Source organism: Lysinibacillus sp. FSL K6-1151 (assembly GCF_038630755.1).
Taxonomy (GTDB): domain Bacteria; phylum Bacillota; class Bacilli; order Bacillales_A; family Planococcaceae; genus Lysinibacillus; species Lysinibacillus fusiformis_D.
Map to the genome: position 1 here is coordinate 3,487,063 of NZ_CP152040.1, position 18,564 is coordinate 3,505,626.

The 18,564-nt window shown below is 38.2% G+C and carries 16 protein-coding genes; 4 read left to right on the plus strand and 12 right to left on the minus strand.

The window, feature by feature from the left end:
• Positions 1 to 7 precede the first annotated feature (7 nt).
• Together MHI04_RS16695 and MHI04_RS16700 are read left to right on the plus strand one after the other, a co-directional pair.
• The gene (locus tag MHI04_RS16695) at positions 8 to 655 is read left to right on the plus strand and encodes an acetoin utilization AcuB family protein (RefSeq protein ID WP_058843409.1); all 648 of its coding nucleotides are present in this window, start codon (positions 8 to 10) and stop codon (positions 653 to 655) included.
• A complete protein-coding gene (locus MHI04_RS16700) occupies positions 655 to 1,815 on the plus strand; it encodes an acetoin utilization protein AcuC (RefSeq protein ID WP_036118833.1) in 1,161 nt (386 codons plus the stop codon). Before MHI04_RS16695 ends, MHI04_RS16700 begins: the two co-directional genes overlap by 1 nt.
• A 244-nt stretch (positions 1,816 to 2,059) precedes the next feature.
• Here MHI04_RS16700 and ccpA read toward each other — a convergent pair whose 3' ends face one another.
• Positions 2,060 to 3,064 carry a catabolite control protein A gene (ccpA, locus tag MHI04_RS16705; protein ID WP_036118832.1) on the minus strand — a complete coding sequence of 335 codons (1,005 nt, stop codon included), beginning with the start codon at positions 3,062 to 3,064 and terminating at the stop codon, positions 2,060 to 2,062.
• A gap of 174 nt (positions 3,065 to 3,238) precedes the next feature.
• A complete protein-coding gene (locus tag MHI04_RS16710; protein WP_036118830.1) occupies positions 3,239 to 4,324 on the minus strand; it encodes a bifunctional 3-deoxy-7-phosphoheptulonate synthase/chorismate mutase in 1,086 nt (361 codons plus the stop codon).
• 174 nt (positions 4,325 to 4,498) lie between these two features.
• On the opposite strand from MHI04_RS16710, the gene pilM reads away from it, so the two are divergent.
• Entirely contained in the window at positions 4,499 to 6,652 is a 2,154-nt protein-coding gene (gene pilM / locus MHI04_RS16715; RefSeq protein WP_036118828.1) for a pilus assembly protein PilM, read from the plus strand.
• A 52-nt stretch (positions 6,653 to 6,704) separates the two neighbouring features.
• On the opposite strand, the gene MHI04_RS16720 is transcribed toward pilM, so the two are convergent.
• The 9 genes from MHI04_RS16720 to MHI04_RS16760 all read right to left on the minus strand — a co-directional run bounded on the left by MHI04_RS16720 (position 6,705) and on the right by MHI04_RS16760 (position 16,736).
• A complete protein-coding gene (locus MHI04_RS16720; RefSeq protein WP_036118827.1) occupies positions 6,705 to 7,196 on the minus strand; it encodes a YtxH domain-containing protein in 492 nt (163 codons plus the stop codon).
• A 133-nt stretch (positions 7,197 to 7,329) separates the two neighbouring features.
• Positions 7,330 to 7,833 (minus strand): DUF948 domain-containing protein, encoded by a 504-nt coding sequence (locus MHI04_RS16725; RefSeq protein WP_036118825.1) that lies wholly within the window; start codon positions 7,831 to 7,833, stop codon positions 7,330 to 7,332.
• A 109-nt stretch (positions 7,834 to 7,942) separates the two neighbouring features.
• The gene (gene murC / locus MHI04_RS16730) at positions 7,943 to 9,256 is read right to left on the minus strand and encodes a UDP-N-acetylmuramate--L-alanine ligase (RefSeq protein ID WP_036118824.1); all 1,314 of its coding nucleotides are present in this window, start codon (positions 9,254 to 9,256) and stop codon (positions 7,943 to 7,945) included.
• A 229-nt stretch (positions 9,257 to 9,485) separates the two neighbouring features.
• Positions 9,486 to 12,698 carry a DNA translocase FtsK gene (locus MHI04_RS16735; protein ID WP_342535038.1) on the minus strand — a complete coding sequence of 1,071 codons (3,213 nt, stop codon included), beginning with the start codon at positions 12,696 to 12,698 and terminating at the stop codon, positions 9,486 to 9,488.
• A gap of 261 nt (positions 12,699 to 12,959) precedes the next feature.
• Positions 12,960 to 13,574, minus strand: coding sequence for a YtpR family tRNA-binding protein (gene ytpR / locus MHI04_RS16740; protein ID WP_330492991.1), 615 nt, complete (start codon positions 13,572 to 13,574; stop codon positions 12,960 to 12,962).
• A complete protein-coding gene (locus MHI04_RS16745; RefSeq protein WP_036118818.1) occupies positions 13,571 to 14,395 on the minus strand; it encodes a DUF1444 domain-containing protein in 825 nt (274 codons plus the stop codon). Before MHI04_RS16745 ends, ytpR begins: the two co-directional genes overlap by 4 nt.
• Before the next feature lie 70 nt (positions 14,396 to 14,465).
• Complete coding sequence (locus MHI04_RS16750) at positions 14,466 to 14,984, minus strand: hypothetical protein (protein WP_036118816.1); 519 nt, start codon at positions 14,982 to 14,984, stop codon at positions 14,466 to 14,468.
• A 94-nt stretch (positions 14,985 to 15,078) separates the two neighbouring features.
• On the minus strand, positions 15,079 to 15,600 hold the full coding sequence (locus MHI04_RS16755; protein ID WP_036118814.1) for a DUF84 family protein: 522 nt from the start codon (positions 15,598 to 15,600) through the stop codon (positions 15,079 to 15,081).
• 59 nt (positions 15,601 to 15,659) lie between these two features.
• Positions 15,660 to 16,736 (minus strand): M42 family metallopeptidase, encoded by a 1,077-nt coding sequence (locus MHI04_RS16760; RefSeq protein ID WP_036118812.1) that lies wholly within the window; start codon positions 16,734 to 16,736, stop codon positions 15,660 to 15,662.
• Between the two features lie 165 nt (positions 16,737 to 16,901).
• Between MHI04_RS16760 and MHI04_RS16765 the strand changes: the two genes are divergently transcribed.
• The gene (locus MHI04_RS16765) at positions 16,902 to 17,216 is read left to right on the plus strand and encodes a peptidase M4 (protein WP_036118810.1); all 315 of its coding nucleotides are present in this window, start codon (positions 16,902 to 16,904) and stop codon (positions 17,214 to 17,216) included.
• Between the two features lie 53 nt (positions 17,217 to 17,269).
• On the opposite strand, the gene MHI04_RS16770 is transcribed toward MHI04_RS16765, so the two are convergent.
• Positions 17,270 to 18,496, minus strand: coding sequence for a hypothetical protein (locus tag MHI04_RS16770; protein ID WP_036118808.1), 1,227 nt, complete (start codon positions 18,494 to 18,496; stop codon positions 17,270 to 17,272).
• Positions 18,497 to 18,564 lie beyond the last annotated feature (68 nt).

Genomic DNA, 18,564 nt, shown 5'->3' on the forward strand with positions numbered 1-18,564 from the left:
TGCGTATATGATCGTAGAAGAAATTATGAATGATGAGCCTTACACATTAGCGCCTACTAATACCGTGCATGAAGCACTAAAGCTAATGCGTGAAAAAAAAGTTCGTCATTTACCAGTTATAGATGAGGAACGTCATGTTTTAGGTGTAATTACTGAACGAGATATTAAAGAGGTCTTACCGTCATCATTACAGGATGAACCTCACTCTCCTGTTTTTAATGCAAAAGTAGAGGAAATTATGGTGAAAGACCCGCTTATCGGTCATCCACTAGATTTCGTTGAAGAGGTAGCTCTTACATTTTATGAAACGAAAATAGGCTGTTTACCGATTGTCTCTGGTGGAAAATTAGTAGGGATTGTGACAACAACAGACTTACTCTATACATATATAGAGCTGACCGGTGCTACGGAGCCTGGCTCAAAAATCGAAATCCGAGTATCAGATACGCCAGGGGTTTTATTTGAAATCACCAAAATATTTCATCAACATCATGCCAATGTCCAAAGCGTCTTAGTTTATCCTGATTCTGAAAATACACAAAATAAAATTTTAAGTGTCCGAGTAAAAACACTGAATCCTTTAGCCATGATTGAAGACCTTCGCAAAGAGGGCTTTGATGTTCTCTGGCCCAATTTACCAGGTGTTTCATTATAATGAAAAAGGCCGTATTCGTTTACTCGCCTGAACAACTCGGATATAAATTTTCAGATACACATCCTTTCAATCATAAACGCTTGACGCTAACTATGGATTTATTAAAAAATATCAATGCTCTTGATGATGTGGATATTGTGCCTGCTCGTGTTGCAACGGAAGAAGAGTTATTGCTTGCACATGATCCAAAATATATAGACATCGTGAAAAGAGCTGGACATGGTGAATTATCGGAAGCACAATGTGAAAGCTATGGTATTGGCACTGAAGATACACCTATTTTTGCCAATATGCATGAAGCAAGTGCACAGCTCGTTGGTGGAACGTTAACCGCTGTTGATTATGTAATGGAAGGTAAAGCCGAACATGCCCTCAACCTTGGCGGAGGGCTACATCATGGTTTCCGTGGTCGTGCATCAGGATTTTGTATTTACAATGATAGTACGGTTGCTATTCGTTACTTGCAGGAAAAATACAATGCTCGTGTACTTTACGTAGACACAGATGCTCATCATGGAGACGGTGTCCAATGGAGCTTTTATGAGGATCCAAATGTTTGTACATTGTCTATTCACGAAACTGGCCGCTATCTCTTTCCAGGAACAGGAAACATCACAGAGCGCGGCAATGGTCAAGGCTATGGAACCTCGTTTAATTTTCCAATGGATGCTTTCACAGAGGATGAAAGTTTCCTAGATATTTATGAACAGTCCATGCGAGAGGTCTTTGAATTTTTCAAGCCCGATGTTGTGTTAACACAAAATGGTGCTGATGCCCATTTTTTTGATCCGTTAACACATTTACACGGAACGATGAATATTTATCGTGAAATTCCAAGGCTCGCCCATCAATTAGCACATGAGTATTGTCAGGGGAAATGGATTGCTGTTGGTGGTGGTGGCTATGATATTTGGCGAGTGGTGCCTCGCGCCTGGTCCATGTTATGGTTGGAAATGACTGATCAAGTATGTCCAACAGGATCACTCCCTCAGGCATGGCTTGATCGCTGGCAGCCAGAAGCACCTGTTCCTTTTATACCAACTTGGGAGGACCCAATTCCTTTATATGAGCCCATTCCTCGAAAAGCTGAAATCGAAGAGAAGAATGCTCAAATGTTAGCCAAAGCGCTACATATTATTCGAAATGAAAAAAGAGATTAACTTTTTTTGCCTCACGATCAACGTGAGGCTTTTTCATTGGAGCGATAATGGCCCGCCGCATTTAATCCATCGCTTCTATAGTTCTATTCTTCATTTTGGAGTTCTATCCACCACTTTTATAGTTTTATCCACTACTTTTAGAATTCTATCCTTCATTTTTATAGTCCTATCCACCACTTTTGCAGTTCTATCCATCCATATAAAAAAACACGCAAACTCTTCACAAGTTTACGTGTTACAATCATTATTTACTTTTGACCGATTGTCGATGCTCAATACGGTGGGGTAGAATAACTGCCTCGTCCTCGACAGGCTCCTTGCTCATTAATTTTGTCAGCAAGCGCATGGCAACTGCTCCAATATCATATAGCGGTAATGCTACACTTGTTAGCTGTGGGCGTACCATTCGCGCTAGCTTTGAGTTCTCAAAGCTGATGACTTCAATATCCTCTGGAACATTTTTGCCTGCGTCTTGTGCGCCATGAATTAAGCCGATTGCCAGCTCATCACTGCCTGCAAAATAAGCTGTTGGTGGATGTTCGAGAGCAGATAATATTTCCCAAGCCTCTAAGCCCATGTCATAGCTAGACTCTTCTGCGGCAATTAATGCCTCATCTATTGGTAAACCAGCATCCTGCAATGCTTTCTTATAGGCTGCTAGCTTGAATTTTCCGTTAATTGTATACGAAAGTGGACCAGTTACGAAACCAATACGTGTATGTCCATTTTGAATAAGTAATGAAATTGCTTCATAGGCCGCTTGGAAATAATCGATATTCACAGTGGCAATTGTCTGCGATTCATCAACCGAGCCAGCTAGCACAATCGGTACTGGAGAATGATCCATCGTTTGTTGCATTTTTTCTGTGACCTCATCACTCATCATAACAATTCCATCTACTTGTTTTCCAAGCATCGTATCCAGTAGCTGTAACTCTTTATCTTCATGTTGATCTGAGTTGGCTAAAATAATATTATAACGATACATCGTGGCAATATCCTCTACACCACGAGCCAGCTCCGCATAAACATTGTTTGCAATATCTGGGATAATCACGCCAACTGTTGTTGTTTTCTTACTTGCTAAACCTCGCGCTACTGCGTTTGGACGGTATTCTAATCGCTCAATTACTTCTAATACTTTTTTTCGTGTTGCTGGTTTTACATTTTGATTACCATTGACTACACGAGAGACCGTTGCCATGGAAACATTCGCTTCTCTTGCAACATCATAAATTGTAACAGTCATCGTACGTGCCTCCCTTTTTTCCTATTATAGCCTTATCATACGATAATTTTCATATTATTTTCAAGAAGAACTACGTAAAAACCAAGTACTAATAGTCCTATTCTAGACATTATTTTGTCACGATATAACAAACACCGCCTGCCGAAGTAAGCAAGCGGTGTTCGCTGTTAACAATTAAGCATGAATTTCATGATTCTTCATGAATTTTTGTAGTGTTTCATAGAATGCGTCAAATGTTGGAATGTCCATTTGTTGTTGTGAATCAGACAATGCTACAGATGGATCTGGATGCACTTCTGCCATAACGCCATCAGCGCCAATTGCGATGGCTGCTTTAGCACATGGTAATAATAAATCACGACGACCTGTTGAATGCGTTACATCTACGAATACTGGCAAATGCGTTTCTTGTTTTAAAATTGGTACAGCTGAAATATCTAATGTATTACGTGTTGCTTTTTCATAAGTACGAATACCACGCTCACAAAGGATAATGTTTTCATTGCCTTTAGACATAATATACTCAGCAGCATGAATGAACTCATCAATTGTAGCAGCTAAGCCTCGTTTTAATAGGACAGGTTTATTTGTTGCACCTGCTGCCTTTAATAATTCAAAGTTTTGCATATTACGTGCACCAATTTGGATAACATCTATATAGTCTAATGCTTCCTCTAAATGACCTGGTGTTACGATTTCTGTAATCACACCTAAACCATATTCCTCTGACACACGTTTTAAAATTTTAAGTCCTTCTAGCCCAAGACCTTGGAAGTCATATGGAGAAGTACGTGGTTTATAAGCACCACCGCGAATTAACTTTTCGCCTTTTGCTTTAATAGAAGCGGCAACAGCTGCTACTTGCTCATACGACTCAACTGCACAAGGACCAAATACGAAAGATGGCTTCCCTTGTCCAATTAATTCACCATTGATATTAACAACTGTATCTTCGGATTTCTTTTTACGAGATACAAGCAATTCCTTCTTCTTATCAGCTTCTAATTGTTTTAAAGCTGTTTTAAAGATTTGCTTAAATATATAATCAACCGTCATTTGGTTTAATGGTCCTTGATTGTGTTCTTTAATAAGATCGAGCATGTGTCTTTCACGTAGTGGATCATAGCGATTCACACCTTGCTTTTCTTTAATCTTACCGATTTCATCAACTACAGCTGCACGTTCGTTAATTAGACGAAGAATTTCTAAGTTTAAACCGTCAATTTGACTACGTAAGCTTTCTAAATCTTTTTGGCTCATGCTTACTTGCTCCTCTCCTCATGACAGACACTTTCAGAACTCTGAAATGTATGTTACATTTTTAGATAATAGCATTATTATAATCAATGTTGTTCAGAATGTCACGCATTTTTAATTTAGCGCTTCAACTCGCTAAATTATTTTTCAAGTATGACGCGAAAGGAAGCGATTACATTGAGTTCTAAATTATTCGCACTTGATATTGGTACACGCTCAGTGGTCGGGATTATTCTACAAGAAGAAAATGACCATTTTCATGTGGAAGATATTTTAGTGAAAGAGCATAAAGAACGTGCCATGGTAGATGGTCAAATACATAATGTCATGTATGTGGCAGATTTAATAAATGAAATAAAACGTGAACTCGAAGAAAAACATGGTCCTCTTACAAAGGTAAGTGTGGCTGCCGCAGGTCGATCTTTGAAAACTGAACAAGCTAGTGTGACCATTAATATACGTAATCGGCCTATTTTTACTGAAGAAGATATTAGTCGCTTGGAACTTCAGGCCGTTCAACAAGCACAGCAACAACTTTTACAACAAAAGGAGGATGCAAAGATTAGCCACTATTATTGTGTAGGCTATTCAGTCCTCTATTATCGCTTGGATGGCGAGGAAATCGGCAGTCTGCTCGATCAACAAGGTGATGAAGCACAAATTGAAGTGATTGCCACTTTCCTACCTCGCGTTGTTGTGGAATCACTTATTGCTGCTCTTAAACGGGCAGATTTAGAAATGGAAGCACTGACATTAGAACCTATTGCTGCCATTAATGTGCTCATTCCGCCAACGATGCGTCGCTTAAATGTGGCACTTGTTGATATAGGGGCAGGAACATCTGATATCGCGATCACTGATAAAAGTACAGTTGTGGCCTATGGTATGGTGCCAACAGCTGGCGACGAAATTACAGAAGCATTAAGCGACCACTATTTACTAGACTTCCCTGTAGCAGAAGAGGCAAAACGTCAGCTCCAAACAGCAGAAGAAATATTAATTCAAGATATCCTAGGATTTGATCAGTTTTATCCAAAGAATGAGGTGTTATTAGCAATTGAGCCTGCAGTGAAGCAACTGGCAAAGTCTATTGGTGAAGAAATCTTACGACTCAATAATCGTGTCGCACCGAAAGCCGTTATGTTAGTTGGTGGTGGTAGCTTAACACCCAATCTGACTACAGAACTTGGACAAGTCCTTGACTTACCAGCAAATCGTATCGCTGTTCGAGGTATTGATGCTATTCAAAACCTTACAAAGGAAGAACATATAAAAGCATCACCTGAGTTAGTCACGCCGATTGGAATTGCGATTGCTGCTAAAAAAATGCCGATTCAATATATGAGTTTAACGGTTAATAATCAAGTGGTTCGCCTTTTTGAATTAAAGGAAATGACTGTGGCGGATGCTTTTTTAGCGGCAAATATACGAGCAAAGCAATTATATGGAAAACCTGGACTTGGGCTATCTGTCAGTGTCAATGGACAAGATATTTTTATCCCAGGTGGTCATGGGCAACCAGCAGAAATATTGGTCAATGGCCAACAGGCATCTACCAAAACATTGATTAAATCGGGTGATGCTATTCAGCTAATTGAAGGGCAAGATGGGCAAACTGCAACAGCTACAGTGAGAGATCTTGTTGATGATGCAGCGATAAAAACAATTACAATACAACAAACCAAATATGTGATTGAGCCAAAAATTACTGTCAATCAATCACCTGCATCACTTGATACAATTTTAAATGATCGTGATAGAGTAGTTTTTGATATAGCTGATACAATTGAAGATGTATTTAAAGTCACGAACAACTGGAATTTAGTCAAACAATTTGAATCCTATTCTATTCAAGTGGACAGTCAACCTTTGTATTTACCAGAATTCTCTTCACAGCTAATGATTAATGGAAAAATAGCTAAAATGAGCTATGCGGTTCAAGATGGCGATATCATTAGCTTTCACCAACCATCTTTACCAACCGTACAACGTATAGCAGACCAAATGAACCTTTTGCTAGAGGATAAAATCATTATTCATTTCCAACAGGAAGTTTTAGAACTTAAGAAAACAGCAAATGAGGCGCTCGTCAATCAAAACGTTGTATCACCACTGTCCACTGTGCCGAATGGAGCAACTATCGAATTTAGAGAAAAGGATCGCAGTCGTTGGATTTATCAGGATGTATTCCGTTTCTCTAATTGGCAGTTACCAGGTACATTTAAAGGGAATTTCACGATTTTAAGAAATGGTCAACCAGCAAGCTTTGATACAGAAATATTTGGTGGCGATCAACTAGAAATACTATTAGAAGCTTCACCCATCACTTAAAAAAGGGATACGTTACATCATTATCATGTAACGTATCCCTTTTTATTATGCATTATGCGCGTACTTCTTCATTTGTCTCTTCTGTTTGTTCCTTTATTTCTTGAGCTTTAGGTTCCTCACTAGGAATAAATTCCTCTAGCGGTTCTTCACCCTCAAAGGAAACCGTACCATCATCAAAAACAGCTGGTGCTTTTGCCGTTTTCAATGTTTTTACTTTTTCCACTAATTGTGTAGATTGTTCTTGAAGTTGTTTAGAAAGTTGAACCGTTTTATCTTTTGCAGTTGTCGAGAAGTCTGCACTCTTATCTTTTAACTGAACAGCTTGTACCGCCACATCACTACGTAAATCTTTTCCTGATTTTGGGGCTAACAGTAGACCTGCCGCAGCACCTACGATTCCTCCGACTAATGCGCCAATCACAAAATCTTTCATGTTTACACGCTCCTCTTCATAAATCGAGTCTTGTGAATGATAAAGCTGAGGTAAAGAACTTTCAAGCTGTTGTTCCTTTACTTCGTTAAAATTTGGCTTTTGAGTTGTCATACAACAATTCCTCCCCATCTTATTATCAAATTTGTCTAGACTGGTTGTCCATCTACTTTCACAGATGCATCTACAACTTATGTCTAAGACTTTATTTTTATTCAGTCAGCATGTAATACTCACTGAATAATTATCATTTTTTACGACCCCATTTTCTTTTTGGCTTTTCTTCTACCTGTACCGTTTCAAATGCATAGGCATCCTCAGAAACTGACTCTTGCTCAATGATTTTGCGTTTTTTCCACTTATCCGCAATACCCATCGCCACATTACTCCATTGTACAACCTGTGCAATTTTTTCTTCGTTTTGTTCTACGCTTTTAGAAACAGAAGAAGTGATTTGCTGTACAGAATTATTTAAACCATTAACGGAATCACCAATACCTTTAACAGCTTGAACAACTGAATTTAATTGTTCCGATTTATGTTGAATATCATCTGCTAAGCTATTTGTTTTTGTTAATAAGGACGTTGTTTCACGCGTAATGCCTTCCATTTGTCCTTCAATCCCAGATAATGTCCCAGCTAAACTGTTTAAAATGGACTTGAGCGAAAATAATGTCATACCAACGCTCACACATAAAATTAAAAATCCGATTGCAGCAATAATGGCTGCAATATACAAAATCACTTCCATAAGATAACCTCCTGCTAGTAAATTGTCTTTACTATTACTTTCCCTATCTTCGACAAAAAAAACGGAATTCCTTCTCAAATTTGAGAAAAAACAGCTTAACCCCTACGGACTAAGCTGTTTCATTGTTTGTAAGCACGTCTTCAAAAGCATCTTGGAACTTGTGAACATCACCAGCGCCCATAAATAAAAATACTGCGCCTTTATGTTTTGTTAATATATCAATTCCTTCAGTGGTAATCACTGCACTGCCTTCGATAAGAGACGCTAAATCATGAATAGATAGTGCACCTTGCGTTTCTCTTGCAGAGCCAAATATATCACATAAATAGGCTGTATCTGCAAGGCTCAAACTATCCGCAAAATCTTGTAAAAAAGCTTGGGTACGTGTAAATGTATGTGGTTGGAAAATAGCAACTAGCTCACGTTCAGGGAACTTTTGTCGTGCCGATTGAATTGTTGCACGAATTTCCGTTGGATGGTGTGCATAGTCGTCTATTAAAACAGTATCCCCTATATCGGTTTCAGTAAAACGTCTCTTAACACCTTTATATGTGTGTAGACGCTCCTGAATAATATCAGGTGAAATGCCTTCATATTCGCATAGCGTAATGACAGCCAATGTATTTAAAACAGCATGATCCCCAAATAACGGGATAAAGAAAGTACTATAAAATTCATTGCGAACAAATACATCAAATTTTGTACCTTTAGTTGTTTTTTCTACATTACGCGCTTCGAAGTCATTTTCAGCACCAAATCCATAATAGACAACTGGTACTTTTGCTTGAATACGCTGAAGCTGTTCATCATCACCACATGCGATGATCGCTTTTTTCACTTGTAACGCTAATGATTGAAATGCAGAATATACATCCTCTATGTTGGCAAAGTAGTCTGGATGATCAAAATCGATATTAGTCATCACAGCATAATCTGGATTGTAGGCTAAGAAGTGACGGCGATATTCACATGCTTCCATCACAAAGAAATCAGCATTTTCATGCCCTGCACCTGTACCATCACCAATTAAATAAGATGTTGGCTTATAACCGCCTACAACATGTGCCATCAAGCCTGTTGTAGATGTTTTACCATGCGCACCTGTGATTGCAATGGATGTATAGTTGCCAATATATTCACCTAAAAATTTATGGTAACGAATGATTTCTACACCGATTTCTTGGGCACGTACTAATTCAGGATGATCATCTGGAAACGCATTTCCTGCAATTACTGTCATGCCTTCTTTAATATTATCTGCATTAAATGTAAAAATTGGAATATTACGTTCACGTAACGGCTGCTCCGTGAAGAAATATTTATCGACATCTGAGCCCTGTACTTGTTCACCAGCATCAAATAAGATTTGTGCAAGCGAACTCATGCCAGAACCTTTAATGCCTGTGAAATGAAAAACTGTCATTAATTAAACCCCCCGGGAATTTCAATATCCCATCTATCATCTATTAGGTGTAACGTATTATTTCACGAATCGTTAGGTATTAATACCTTCACAAGTGTTAAAAAATACGTACTATTCAACACATCCTGTCTATTATAGCACTTTTTATGCATAAGGATAGATGTGTAACTTTTCTAAAAAAACTAAAATCGACGTAAATTAGATAATCTAGACGAAAACAATGCAATTCTTATTCAAACATAGTAATTAAATCTTCTTCTGTAATGTAACTTTCACGCGGCTTACTTCCTCTTGCCTCCGAAACAAAGCCATGTGATTCTAACATATCAATTAAACGAGCAGCACGATTATAGCCAATATGATACTTTCGTTGAATCAATGAGGTTGAGGCGCCACCTTGCTCATAGACAAATCGGCAAACATCTTCAAACAGATCATCCTGTTCTGCGGACACCTCAGTTTTCTTCAATAACTCCTCTTGATCGAAAATATAATCAGGCTCTCCCTGCTCACGAACATGCTCAATAATGGCTTCAATTTCATCATCTGTCACAAATGTTCCCTGTAGTCGCACTGGCGCTGACATACCATTACCTAAATATAGCATATCCCCTCGCCCAAGTAATCTTTCTGCTCCCTGCCCATCTAAAATGGTACGAGAATCAATTTGTGAGGAAACAGCAAAGGCAATACGTGTAGGGATATTTGATTTGATTAACCCTGTAATAACATCCACAGAAGGTCTTTGCGTCGCAACAATTAAATGAATACCACAAGCACGTGCCTTTTGAGCAATTCGACAAATGGCCTCCTCTACATCAGCGGGAGACATCATCATTAAATCAGCTAACTCATCAATGACAATTAAAATATAGGGTAGCTTCAAGCTATGCTCATTATTTTTATCTGCTATTGCATTATAACGTGTAATATCACGTGCACCTGCATGAGCAAATAGCTGATAGCGACGCTCCATTTCCTCCACTGCCCATTTCAGTGCAGCCGTTGCTGCCTTCACATCTGTAATAACAGGGCTAACTAAATGCGGAATATGGTTAAATGGTGCAAGCTCTACCATTTTAGGGTCGATCAGCATGAGTTTTAACTCATGTGGTGCAGCTTTATATAATAAACTAACCAAAATAGAATTAATACAAACAGATTTACCCGAACCCGTTGCACCAGCAATTAAGCCATGAGGCATTTTTCGCAAATCTAATGTAACAGGCTTTCCTGTTAAATCAAGACCTAACGCTGCCTCTAATGGAGAATCCGATTCAAGGAAAGAGGCACTATTTGTCACCTCTGACAAGCGAACAGCACGAGATACGCGGTTTGGAATCTCAATACCTATTGAACTTTTTCCAGGGATTGGTGCCTGAATACGAATATCTTTTGCTGCTAAGGCCAGTTTTAAATCATCGGCTAAGTTTCGGATTTTACTAACCTTTGTACCATGGCTCACCGTTATTTCGAATTGCGTAACAGCTGGCCCCTGCATAATCGATTCAATTTGAGCGGAAACCTGGAAATAAGAAAGTGCCTCGACCAATGTATCTCCCTGTTGTTCCATCCAATCCGTATCCTGTGTTTTCTCCTCTGGTGGCTCTAAATACTCATCTGTAGGCTTTTGATAGACATGAACTGGCTTTGCAGGTTTTTCAGCTTCCTGTGCTTCCACTTCAGATACTGGTGGTTCCTCTTGCTTGTCAACAGACTGTACAGGACCATACGCTACAATTTCTGAAATTTCATCAGTGTTGGTAGTTAATTCTGGTTCTGGTTCTAGCTCTAAATCTGGTTCTAGCTCTGACTCTAAACCTCGTTCTAGTTCTGATTCTAGCTCTGGCTCAGTAGTAGCTGAAATTTCATCAATAGCGGCTTTTTCAATTTCTGTTCTTTCTTGCGTTAATACACCAGACATTGTTGTCACAGGTGTCATTGTAATGACCGCTACATTGTCTTCAGAGCTATGTGGAGTAGTAGCATTTCGCGTATCGTCCTTGGCATATTGATGGGATGCTAACTCATCTTGCAATGGCATATGCTCGGTCATTGATTCAACAAGATTCTCTTCTGTTAGTGAATCAGCTGGTTGGGGACGATCTATTATTACAACGCTGTCTGGAGAACATGATTCTTCCTCTTCATAGGCTACCGCCACATCCACTGGTTCGTTTTCCATTGCTTTCTGAGTACTTTCAACATGAATAGGCTGTGCCTTTTTCATTTGCTGTTGGATTCTCCATTTTTCTTTATCCGTTTTTAACATGAGGACATTAAAAGGAATACGACTTGTTTCTTCCTTCTGCACCGTATCAACAGATTGGTCGTCAACAAGTAATGGGTCATCCTTCGATGGCTGTACAACTGTTACCTCTCCGATATGAATCGTGGAATTTTCGATTTGTACTTGCTCTACTATCATTTCTTTCACGTGAATTTCAGATTGATCGGCAGAAAGTTGTTGAACTGTTTGGTCTTGCAGAACAGCTTCCTTCACTTGATCTTCAAAGGCCATGGCAAATGATGTTGTTTGAGGTATAGCCATATTAGATGACATACTCTGCTGCTCACCATTAGCCTCTACCGATACATCATCATCAAAATGAATAGGCTCATTTGCTAAAGGTAGCTCATCAGGTTCAATGATTTCATGCTGCTCTACTTCAACCATTTGATCTATGCTAGACGGCTCTTTTTCTTCTAGTATATTTTCATTAGCCTCATTTGTTGTCGTTTCTTTTATAGAGTTCGTAACCGTCACCATTTCGGTATCATGTACCGAGGTTTCTTGCTCCTCGTATTCTTCTTTTCTTTTATCTAATAATTCTTTGATGGGACTTGGTTTTGCAAATCCATAGACGGGTGAAGGTACATCTGTTGGCACAAAGCGTTTACGATTCTCAGGTAAAATGCTTTCAACTTTTTGTTCCTTCCACTGCTTTTTCTCTTTCGAAACAGATGCTGGTGCAGACGCAGACTTAACATTGACTGTCTCATGTTGTGCATCCCGAAACACTAAGCTTGCGCGTGAACGATATTGCTGTTCTACAGGCTGACTTTTCATCGTTGTTTTTCGACCAGTGCGTTTTGAACGATTTGCTAATAAATCACGAATCCCTGAAACCTCCACATCATAAACACTGGAGTCAACAATATGGTGGTTTAAATGCTTCGGTAAAGATAAATCACCAATCTGTCCATAATCATCATTACCCATTTGATCAAACATTTCTTTTTGTGGTGTGTAGGATGTCCCGCTTTCATCATCGTCAATCAATGGAAAACGGAAAGTCTTCTGCTTAGCCATCGGTACTTCATTTTGCGTATGTAGTTGCTCGGTCTGCTCTTCTTCGTAGCCATCATAATATTCTTCATACTCGTAATATTCATCTTCTTTATTTATAAATTTACTAATTTGTTTTTTAAACCAGTTCACTTCGTTTCACTCATTTCTCTTACACTTCATTTATAGCATTGGCTTGATTCATATAATTAATAGCTCAATGTCTATATCAAAAAGCATACCATAAAAACGCTCTTGAAACTTGCATTTAGAGGCTCATTCTAAACAAAAAAATCGTTACGCTACTAGCATATTAGTAACATAACGATTTAGGGCATTTCACCTTGATACAAGGAATAATATCATGATAAAACATTTACATTTTAATAAATTCCTTTTCAAATAAAGGCATTTCTATTTAGTTGGTGTTTCAAAAGCACTACCAATAGTGGCATCTTCCGGTAATACTAAAATTCCTTTTTCAGAAGGAGCATTAGGAATGGCTAATTCACGAGCTGAGCAAAGCATGCCGTAAGACTCAACACCACGTAAATTTCCTGCTTTAATGAGCATACCTGAAGGCATTACTGCACCAATTTTTGCAACCACTACCTTCTGACCTGCTTCTACATTAGGAGCACCACAAACAATTTGCAATGTCTCATCGCCTACATTTACGGAACAGATACTTAATTTATCAGCGTTTGGATGCTTGTCCTTTGTTTCCACATAACCCACCACAAATTTTGGAGAAAAGTCAACATCAAGGTTGATTGTAGCTCCATTTTTCTCGATGGCTGCAGTTAGTTGTGCTACTAGTTCTGGTGTCACTTCCACTAAGCCTCTTGCATCTGTTTGGATGTAGCTGCTTGCATTAAATAAATTAAACGCCTTTATTTCTCCTGTTTGTGCTTCTTTTAAAATAGCGATATCTCCAGCTCGTTCTACTACTGTTTTCACAATAGGCTCAGTTGCTAATTGAACTAGCAAGACATCTCCTACATGCTCTTTGTTGTAAAATACGTTCATTGTTTTTCTTGCTCCTTTTTCACTCTGTTTTTGGCTAAAATAAAGATTGGTTCTAGTTCCCCATCTTCATAAATAAAAGATAATGATGTGATCGGTACTATACCGACAGTAAAGAAATGCATCGTCATCTGTGCTAATACATCATACCCTGTTTCATTGCGAATATCACCTATAATTAACACATCTTGATGTGGCACAGACAATGTCATATCGCCTTCCACCAGTGCTCGCATGTCTGTCAAAAAACTCTCATTTAAAATACGGCTAGCATCGTAGCCATCATTCACATTGACAAAATAAAATAGATTACCTGCTACCTCATCCTTTTTATATGCGGTTGGTAATTGCTTTACTGAAAAGCGTGCCATTTCTCGAATTTGCTCTACCGTTAATTGTAATGCTTCTAGCATGGATTCATCAATAAAACGATAGGTTTTACCCAAATCGAGCGCATAAAAAATACGTGTCTCCGCTGTATGCTCAGTTGTAATAAACGCATGTCCTTCTTTAGATGCTTGGGGATAAGAAGTCGCACGTATAATAGGATAAATTTGTGTAGTCGTTTGAAAGCCTTGTTCTTTTTCTTGCTCCATCGCATTAAAAGTCTGCTCAATCGTATAGACAACTTCCTCAATCGCTGCCTCTTGCTTATCATTGTATTTTGCTAAGATACCAGGTAATGAGAGCTCCATTCCTTTGTCAATCGTCTTATGATTCAATCGTAATTTATCATGCTTTTTATCAAAATGAAATTCGTATTTCTCTTCATTCAATCGTTTTTTTAATAGCTCTATCAGTTGTTCTGATTTCAATTGCTTCATTTTTCTCACATCCTGACTTCAAAATGAAACGGCTCACATGTTTGTGAACCGTCTGTTCAATCCAATCTATTTACTTCATTTTAACCGAATGTACAATTTTCGTCATCTCACGCAAATTAGTTTCAATATGTTTGGTCTGAGAAATCGTTGTCATTTTCACGCCGCCGCTACTAACAATGAGCTCCATCTCATTTTTATCTTCCGTCTTTAGAACCGCAGTGAAGCCAAAACGACCATTCTTGTCATAAGTTAACTCTTCGATAATTTTGTCCGCTTCATTTTCTTTTAAAAGATTATAATAAAGTTTACTGTCTTGTGCTTCTTCATCATTAATAAAAAGAATATAGCTTTCTTTTCCTTTTGAAATCACAATATTATAAGCATCTGAACTGTCTTCAACTTTAAAGTTTGAAGGTAAGTATAATTTGATATCTCCAATTTTCTCCGTATGTTCTTCTGGCTCTTCAGCAAAAACCGTCTCCGTTAATTGGAGCCCATTCGCAATTTGGTCATCAATCGATTGATTACAGCCAGAAAGGACCAGAAGTAAAAGCATCAGGCCGATAGTTTTTAGCCAGGTAAACGACATGTTCCTCTTCCTTTCTCTGCTAACTTTTTTCTATTTTAAAAAAATTATTCATCAGATGCAACCTAACTACATGCTGAATACTAATTCTATTTAACTATTTTTGTGAAAATGTGAACAAATATTGACCAACCAATAGTGATACAATATGCTCAAACATCATCTGTCGACTCACTAAACCTTGCGTAAAAATACCTACAGCACCTGCACCTTGACGAATATCTCGACGTTTTGTGTATTGCTCCATAATAGGGCCAAGTTCTCCACCACCTCTTATTTCCTGGGCAATTTCTTTTGGTAATATAATTTGTGCACCAGCAGCTGTGAAAATTGTTCCATCAGAAACTGTTAATGCACCCCAATTACAAACATACATTTCATCATCTATTTCAGTTACGCCACCCTCTAAGCCAAATGCGAATTGTGCACCTGTTGTGTTCATGGCGTTTTTTGCACGATTAATCGCCCCTAGTCTCGTTTCTTCATTACTTATTGGTTGATCTGACACTTCAGAAGCAGCTTTCACATGCGTAAAGATGGCATCTTCAAAATATTGTCGAGCAATTACTTCAACTGCCTCTGTCTTCGCTTTATTCATTGTCCCAATGGCTATATTCATCTAATCCCCACTTTCTTTCCATAGAAAAAGATGCCTCTAAAAGGCATCTTGTTAACTTCTTATACATTAGCGCGAATTGTCTCTAATGTCGAACGATCTGCTTTTTTCACTAATTCAACAATTAATGCCTTGGCAGCTGCATAATCATCAATATGAATAATGGACGCTGACGTGTGAATATAGCGTGAGCAAACACCAATAACAGCGCTTGGAACACCATCATTTGCTGTATGTACTCGCCCTGCGTCAGTTCCTCCCTGAGATACAAAGTACTGGTAAGGAATATGATTTGATTCGGCAGTATCTAAAATAAATTCTCGCATACCACGATGTGTGACCATTGTGCGGTCTAAAATACGAAGTAATGTACCTTTGCCAAGCTGTCCAAATTGATTTTTTTCTCCTGACGTATCGTTGGCAGGAGAAGCATCTAATGCGAAGAATAAATCTGGTTTAATCATATTTGCTGATACTTGAGCACCACGTAAACCTACTTCCTCCATAACATTTGCGCCTGAATATAAATGCGATCCTAGTTTTTCATTTTGTACTTCTTTCATTAACTCAATCGCTAGACCACAGCCATAACGGTTATCCCAAGCCTTAGCCATAATTTTTTTCGGATTGGCCATTGGTGTAAATGGACAAATAGGAATGATAGATTGTCCTGGACGAACACCCATACCCATTGCATCTTCTTTGTTGTCAGCGCCAACATCGATAAGCATATTTTTTATATCCATCGGCTTAGCACGTTCTGCATCTGTTAATAAATGCGGTGGAATAGATGAAACAACGCCAGGTATTGCGCCATTTTTTGTATAAACTTCTACACGCTGTGCAAGCATAACCTGGTTCCACCAGCCACCTAATGTTTGGAAACGGATCATGCCATTATCTGTAATAGAAGTAACCATAAATGCTACTTCATCCATATGTCCAGCAACCAACACTTTCGGCGCGTCAGCAACCTCACTGCGCTTAACACCAAAGATGCCCCCTAAATTATCTTGAACGATTTCATCCGAGTATTTTTCTAACTCAGAACGCATGAACGCACGTACAGCATGTTCATTCCCCGGAGCGCCTGGTAGTTCTGTTAATGTTTTAAATAATTGTAATGTTTCCTCATTCATGATGACTCTCTCCCCACGAAGTAGAATATTCTTCCTTGCCTATTGTAACACATTTATTTCCGAATTCGAAATATTGATACATTTCCTAAAACTGTTAAAGTGTGAACGTGCATTCACTCCATAGGCTATGCTAAAATATAGGTATAGAAAAAGGAGGAAAGATGTATGAAATTACGTGATTTTTTAATTGGTGTTGCAACTGGCTTAGCTGCCGCAGTCATTATTAAAGAAGCTAGTGAAAAAGTTTCTCCGTTCGTACCTGCAGGACAAGTACTTGAAAACATAAAAAGAGAGTTTAAAAAGGATGCACCGATTGACGGTTCTTGGATTTTTATGAAAACAGAAGATTTCACAAACGGTATTATGACTATCCCAGTATATCGCGGAGGAATCTCTCGTATGAATGAAGGGGAAATGCAGACTTTCGAGTTTGCTGCCGACGCACGCTCTGGTGTTGTCGTGGAACTAACAGAAGTTTAATCATGTATAGACAATAAGAAGCCATCTCCAATGAATGAGATGGCTTCTTATTGTTATTCGGATAAACCTTTATTATTAAAGTACTTTTTATACTTACGATAATAATTCAAGTTATTGAGCGTTAACTTCACCCAACGCTTCGTATTCATATCCTCATTAAAGTAAAGAGAGTTTGTATACTTGCCCTCACTAATTAATTTTTTTGCTTCTAGTTTAAGCTTTTCATTTGATGCATATTTGAATAATACGCCCTTAGGAATAATCATCCATAAATGTTTGTCCTGCACATATGTGACATCTTGCTCGATATTTAACATATGGTCATCAGCGACATACTTCATTAAATTATGACCACTTGCTGTTACATAGTAGCTAGAGCGACCATTACGTAAATTAATTTCAAATAGCTTATACTGCTTGTCTCGAATATCATATTTCATATCGAAATTTGCAAAGCCTGTATAACCGATATCCTCTAAGAAGAATCGTACTTGATCCATTAATTCTTTATCATAGGTTGTAACGATGGCTGCATAACTTCCGATTCCTTCAGGAGAATGTTCTTCTAGAATAGGATTACCTAGACACATCAGCTTTACTTTTCCATCTTTCCCTACGTAAGCATTTAACACACGCATATAAGAATCATCACCAGGAATAAATTCTTGGATAATCATAGTATCCTGATATGTTGAGCTATAAATCGCTTTTAATATGGCCGTTTTTTCCGCATCATCATGCGCAACAAATACTTTTTTCTTACCTGGGAATTTACATGCCCAATATTCTACAGAGTTTGAAGCTTTTAAAATAATAGGGTAATCAAATGGTGGTGTAAAGTTTTCATAGTTATCGGCTGTCACCGTTGTTGTACCTGGATATTTAAAATTATATTGATCACACATTTTATAGAAGTTTTCTTTCAATAAAATTTCATCCATCAACGATTCATCGATGTACGGTACAGTAAAATGCTCTTGTAACGCTGGCTTATTTTTAATAATCAGCTTAGCATAATCGTCTCCACATGCTAAAAGCAATAGTTTTTTATCAGCATATTTTTTTGCAACTTCTGCAAGTGCAGGTGCAAAAACATCTTGTTCATTTAAACGGTCTATTTCTTGAAATTGTAGGATATGGCTATCTTGAGTCGCTGTTAAATGAGAACGTCCTAAAACAAGTGGTTTAATACCATATGCTTCATAAAACGCGCGTGCCATACCATATGCATTCATATCTGATCCTAGTAAAACTGGTAAAAATGGTTGTTCAGTTGCCATGTTTATTTCAACTCTCTTTTGTATTTTAGTATCGTGTTAAGTGTATCATATTTTCTATCCTGTTCACG

What these genes read in the sequence shown, in the direction of transcription:
- MHI04_RS16770 (WP_036118808.1), bottom strand. Translation starts at nt 18,496, where the DNA reads ATGGCAACTGAACAACCATTTTTACCAGTTTTACTAGGATCAGATATG.
- MHI04_RS16710 (WP_036118830.1), bottom strand. Translation starts at nt 4,324, where the DNA reads ATGAGCCAAAAAGATTTAGAAAGCTTACGTAGTCAAATTGACGGTTTA.
- MHI04_RS16765 (WP_036118810.1), top strand. Translation starts at nt 16,902, where the DNA reads ATGAAATTACGTGATTTTTTAATTGGTGTTGCAACTGGCTTAGCTGCC.
- MHI04_RS16750 (WP_036118816.1), bottom strand. Translation starts at nt 14,984, where the DNA reads ATGTCGTTTACCTGGCTAAAAACTATCGGCCTGATGCTTTTACTTCTG.
- MHI04_RS16695 (WP_058843409.1), top strand. Translation starts at nt 8, where the DNA reads ATGATCGTAGAAGAAATTATGAATGATGAGCCTTACACATTAGCGCCT.
- MHI04_RS16725 (WP_036118825.1), bottom strand. Translation starts at nt 7,833, where the DNA reads ATGGAAGTGATTTTGTATATTGCAGCCATTATTGCTGCAATCGGATTT.
- murC (WP_036118824.1), bottom strand. Translation starts at nt 9,256, where the DNA reads ATGACAGTTTTTCATTTCACAGGCATTAAAGGTTCTGGCATGAGTTCG.
- MHI04_RS16700 (WP_036118833.1), top strand. Translation starts at nt 655, where the DNA reads ATGAAAAAGGCCGTATTCGTTTACTCGCCTGAACAACTCGGATATAAA.
- MHI04_RS16760 (WP_036118812.1), bottom strand. Translation starts at nt 16,736, where the DNA reads ATGAATGAGGAAACATTACAATTATTTAAAACATTAACAGAACTACCA.
- MHI04_RS16745 (WP_036118818.1), bottom strand. Translation starts at nt 14,395, where the DNA reads ATGAAGCAATTGAAATCAGAACAACTGATAGAGCTATTAAAAAAACGA.
- MHI04_RS16755 (WP_036118814.1), bottom strand. Translation starts at nt 15,600, where the DNA reads ATGAATATAGCCATTGGGACAATGAATAAAGCGAAGACAGAGGCAGTT.
- ytpR (WP_330492991.1), bottom strand. Translation starts at nt 13,574, where the DNA reads ATGAACGTATTTTACAACAAAGAGCATGTAGGAGATGTCTTGCTAGTT.
- ccpA (WP_036118832.1), bottom strand. Translation starts at nt 3,064, where the DNA reads ATGACTGTTACAATTTATGATGTTGCAAGAGAAGCGAATGTTTCCATG.
- MHI04_RS16720 (WP_036118827.1), bottom strand. Translation starts at nt 7,196, where the DNA reads ATGACAACTCAAAAGCCAAATTTTAACGAAGTAAAGGAACAACAGCTT.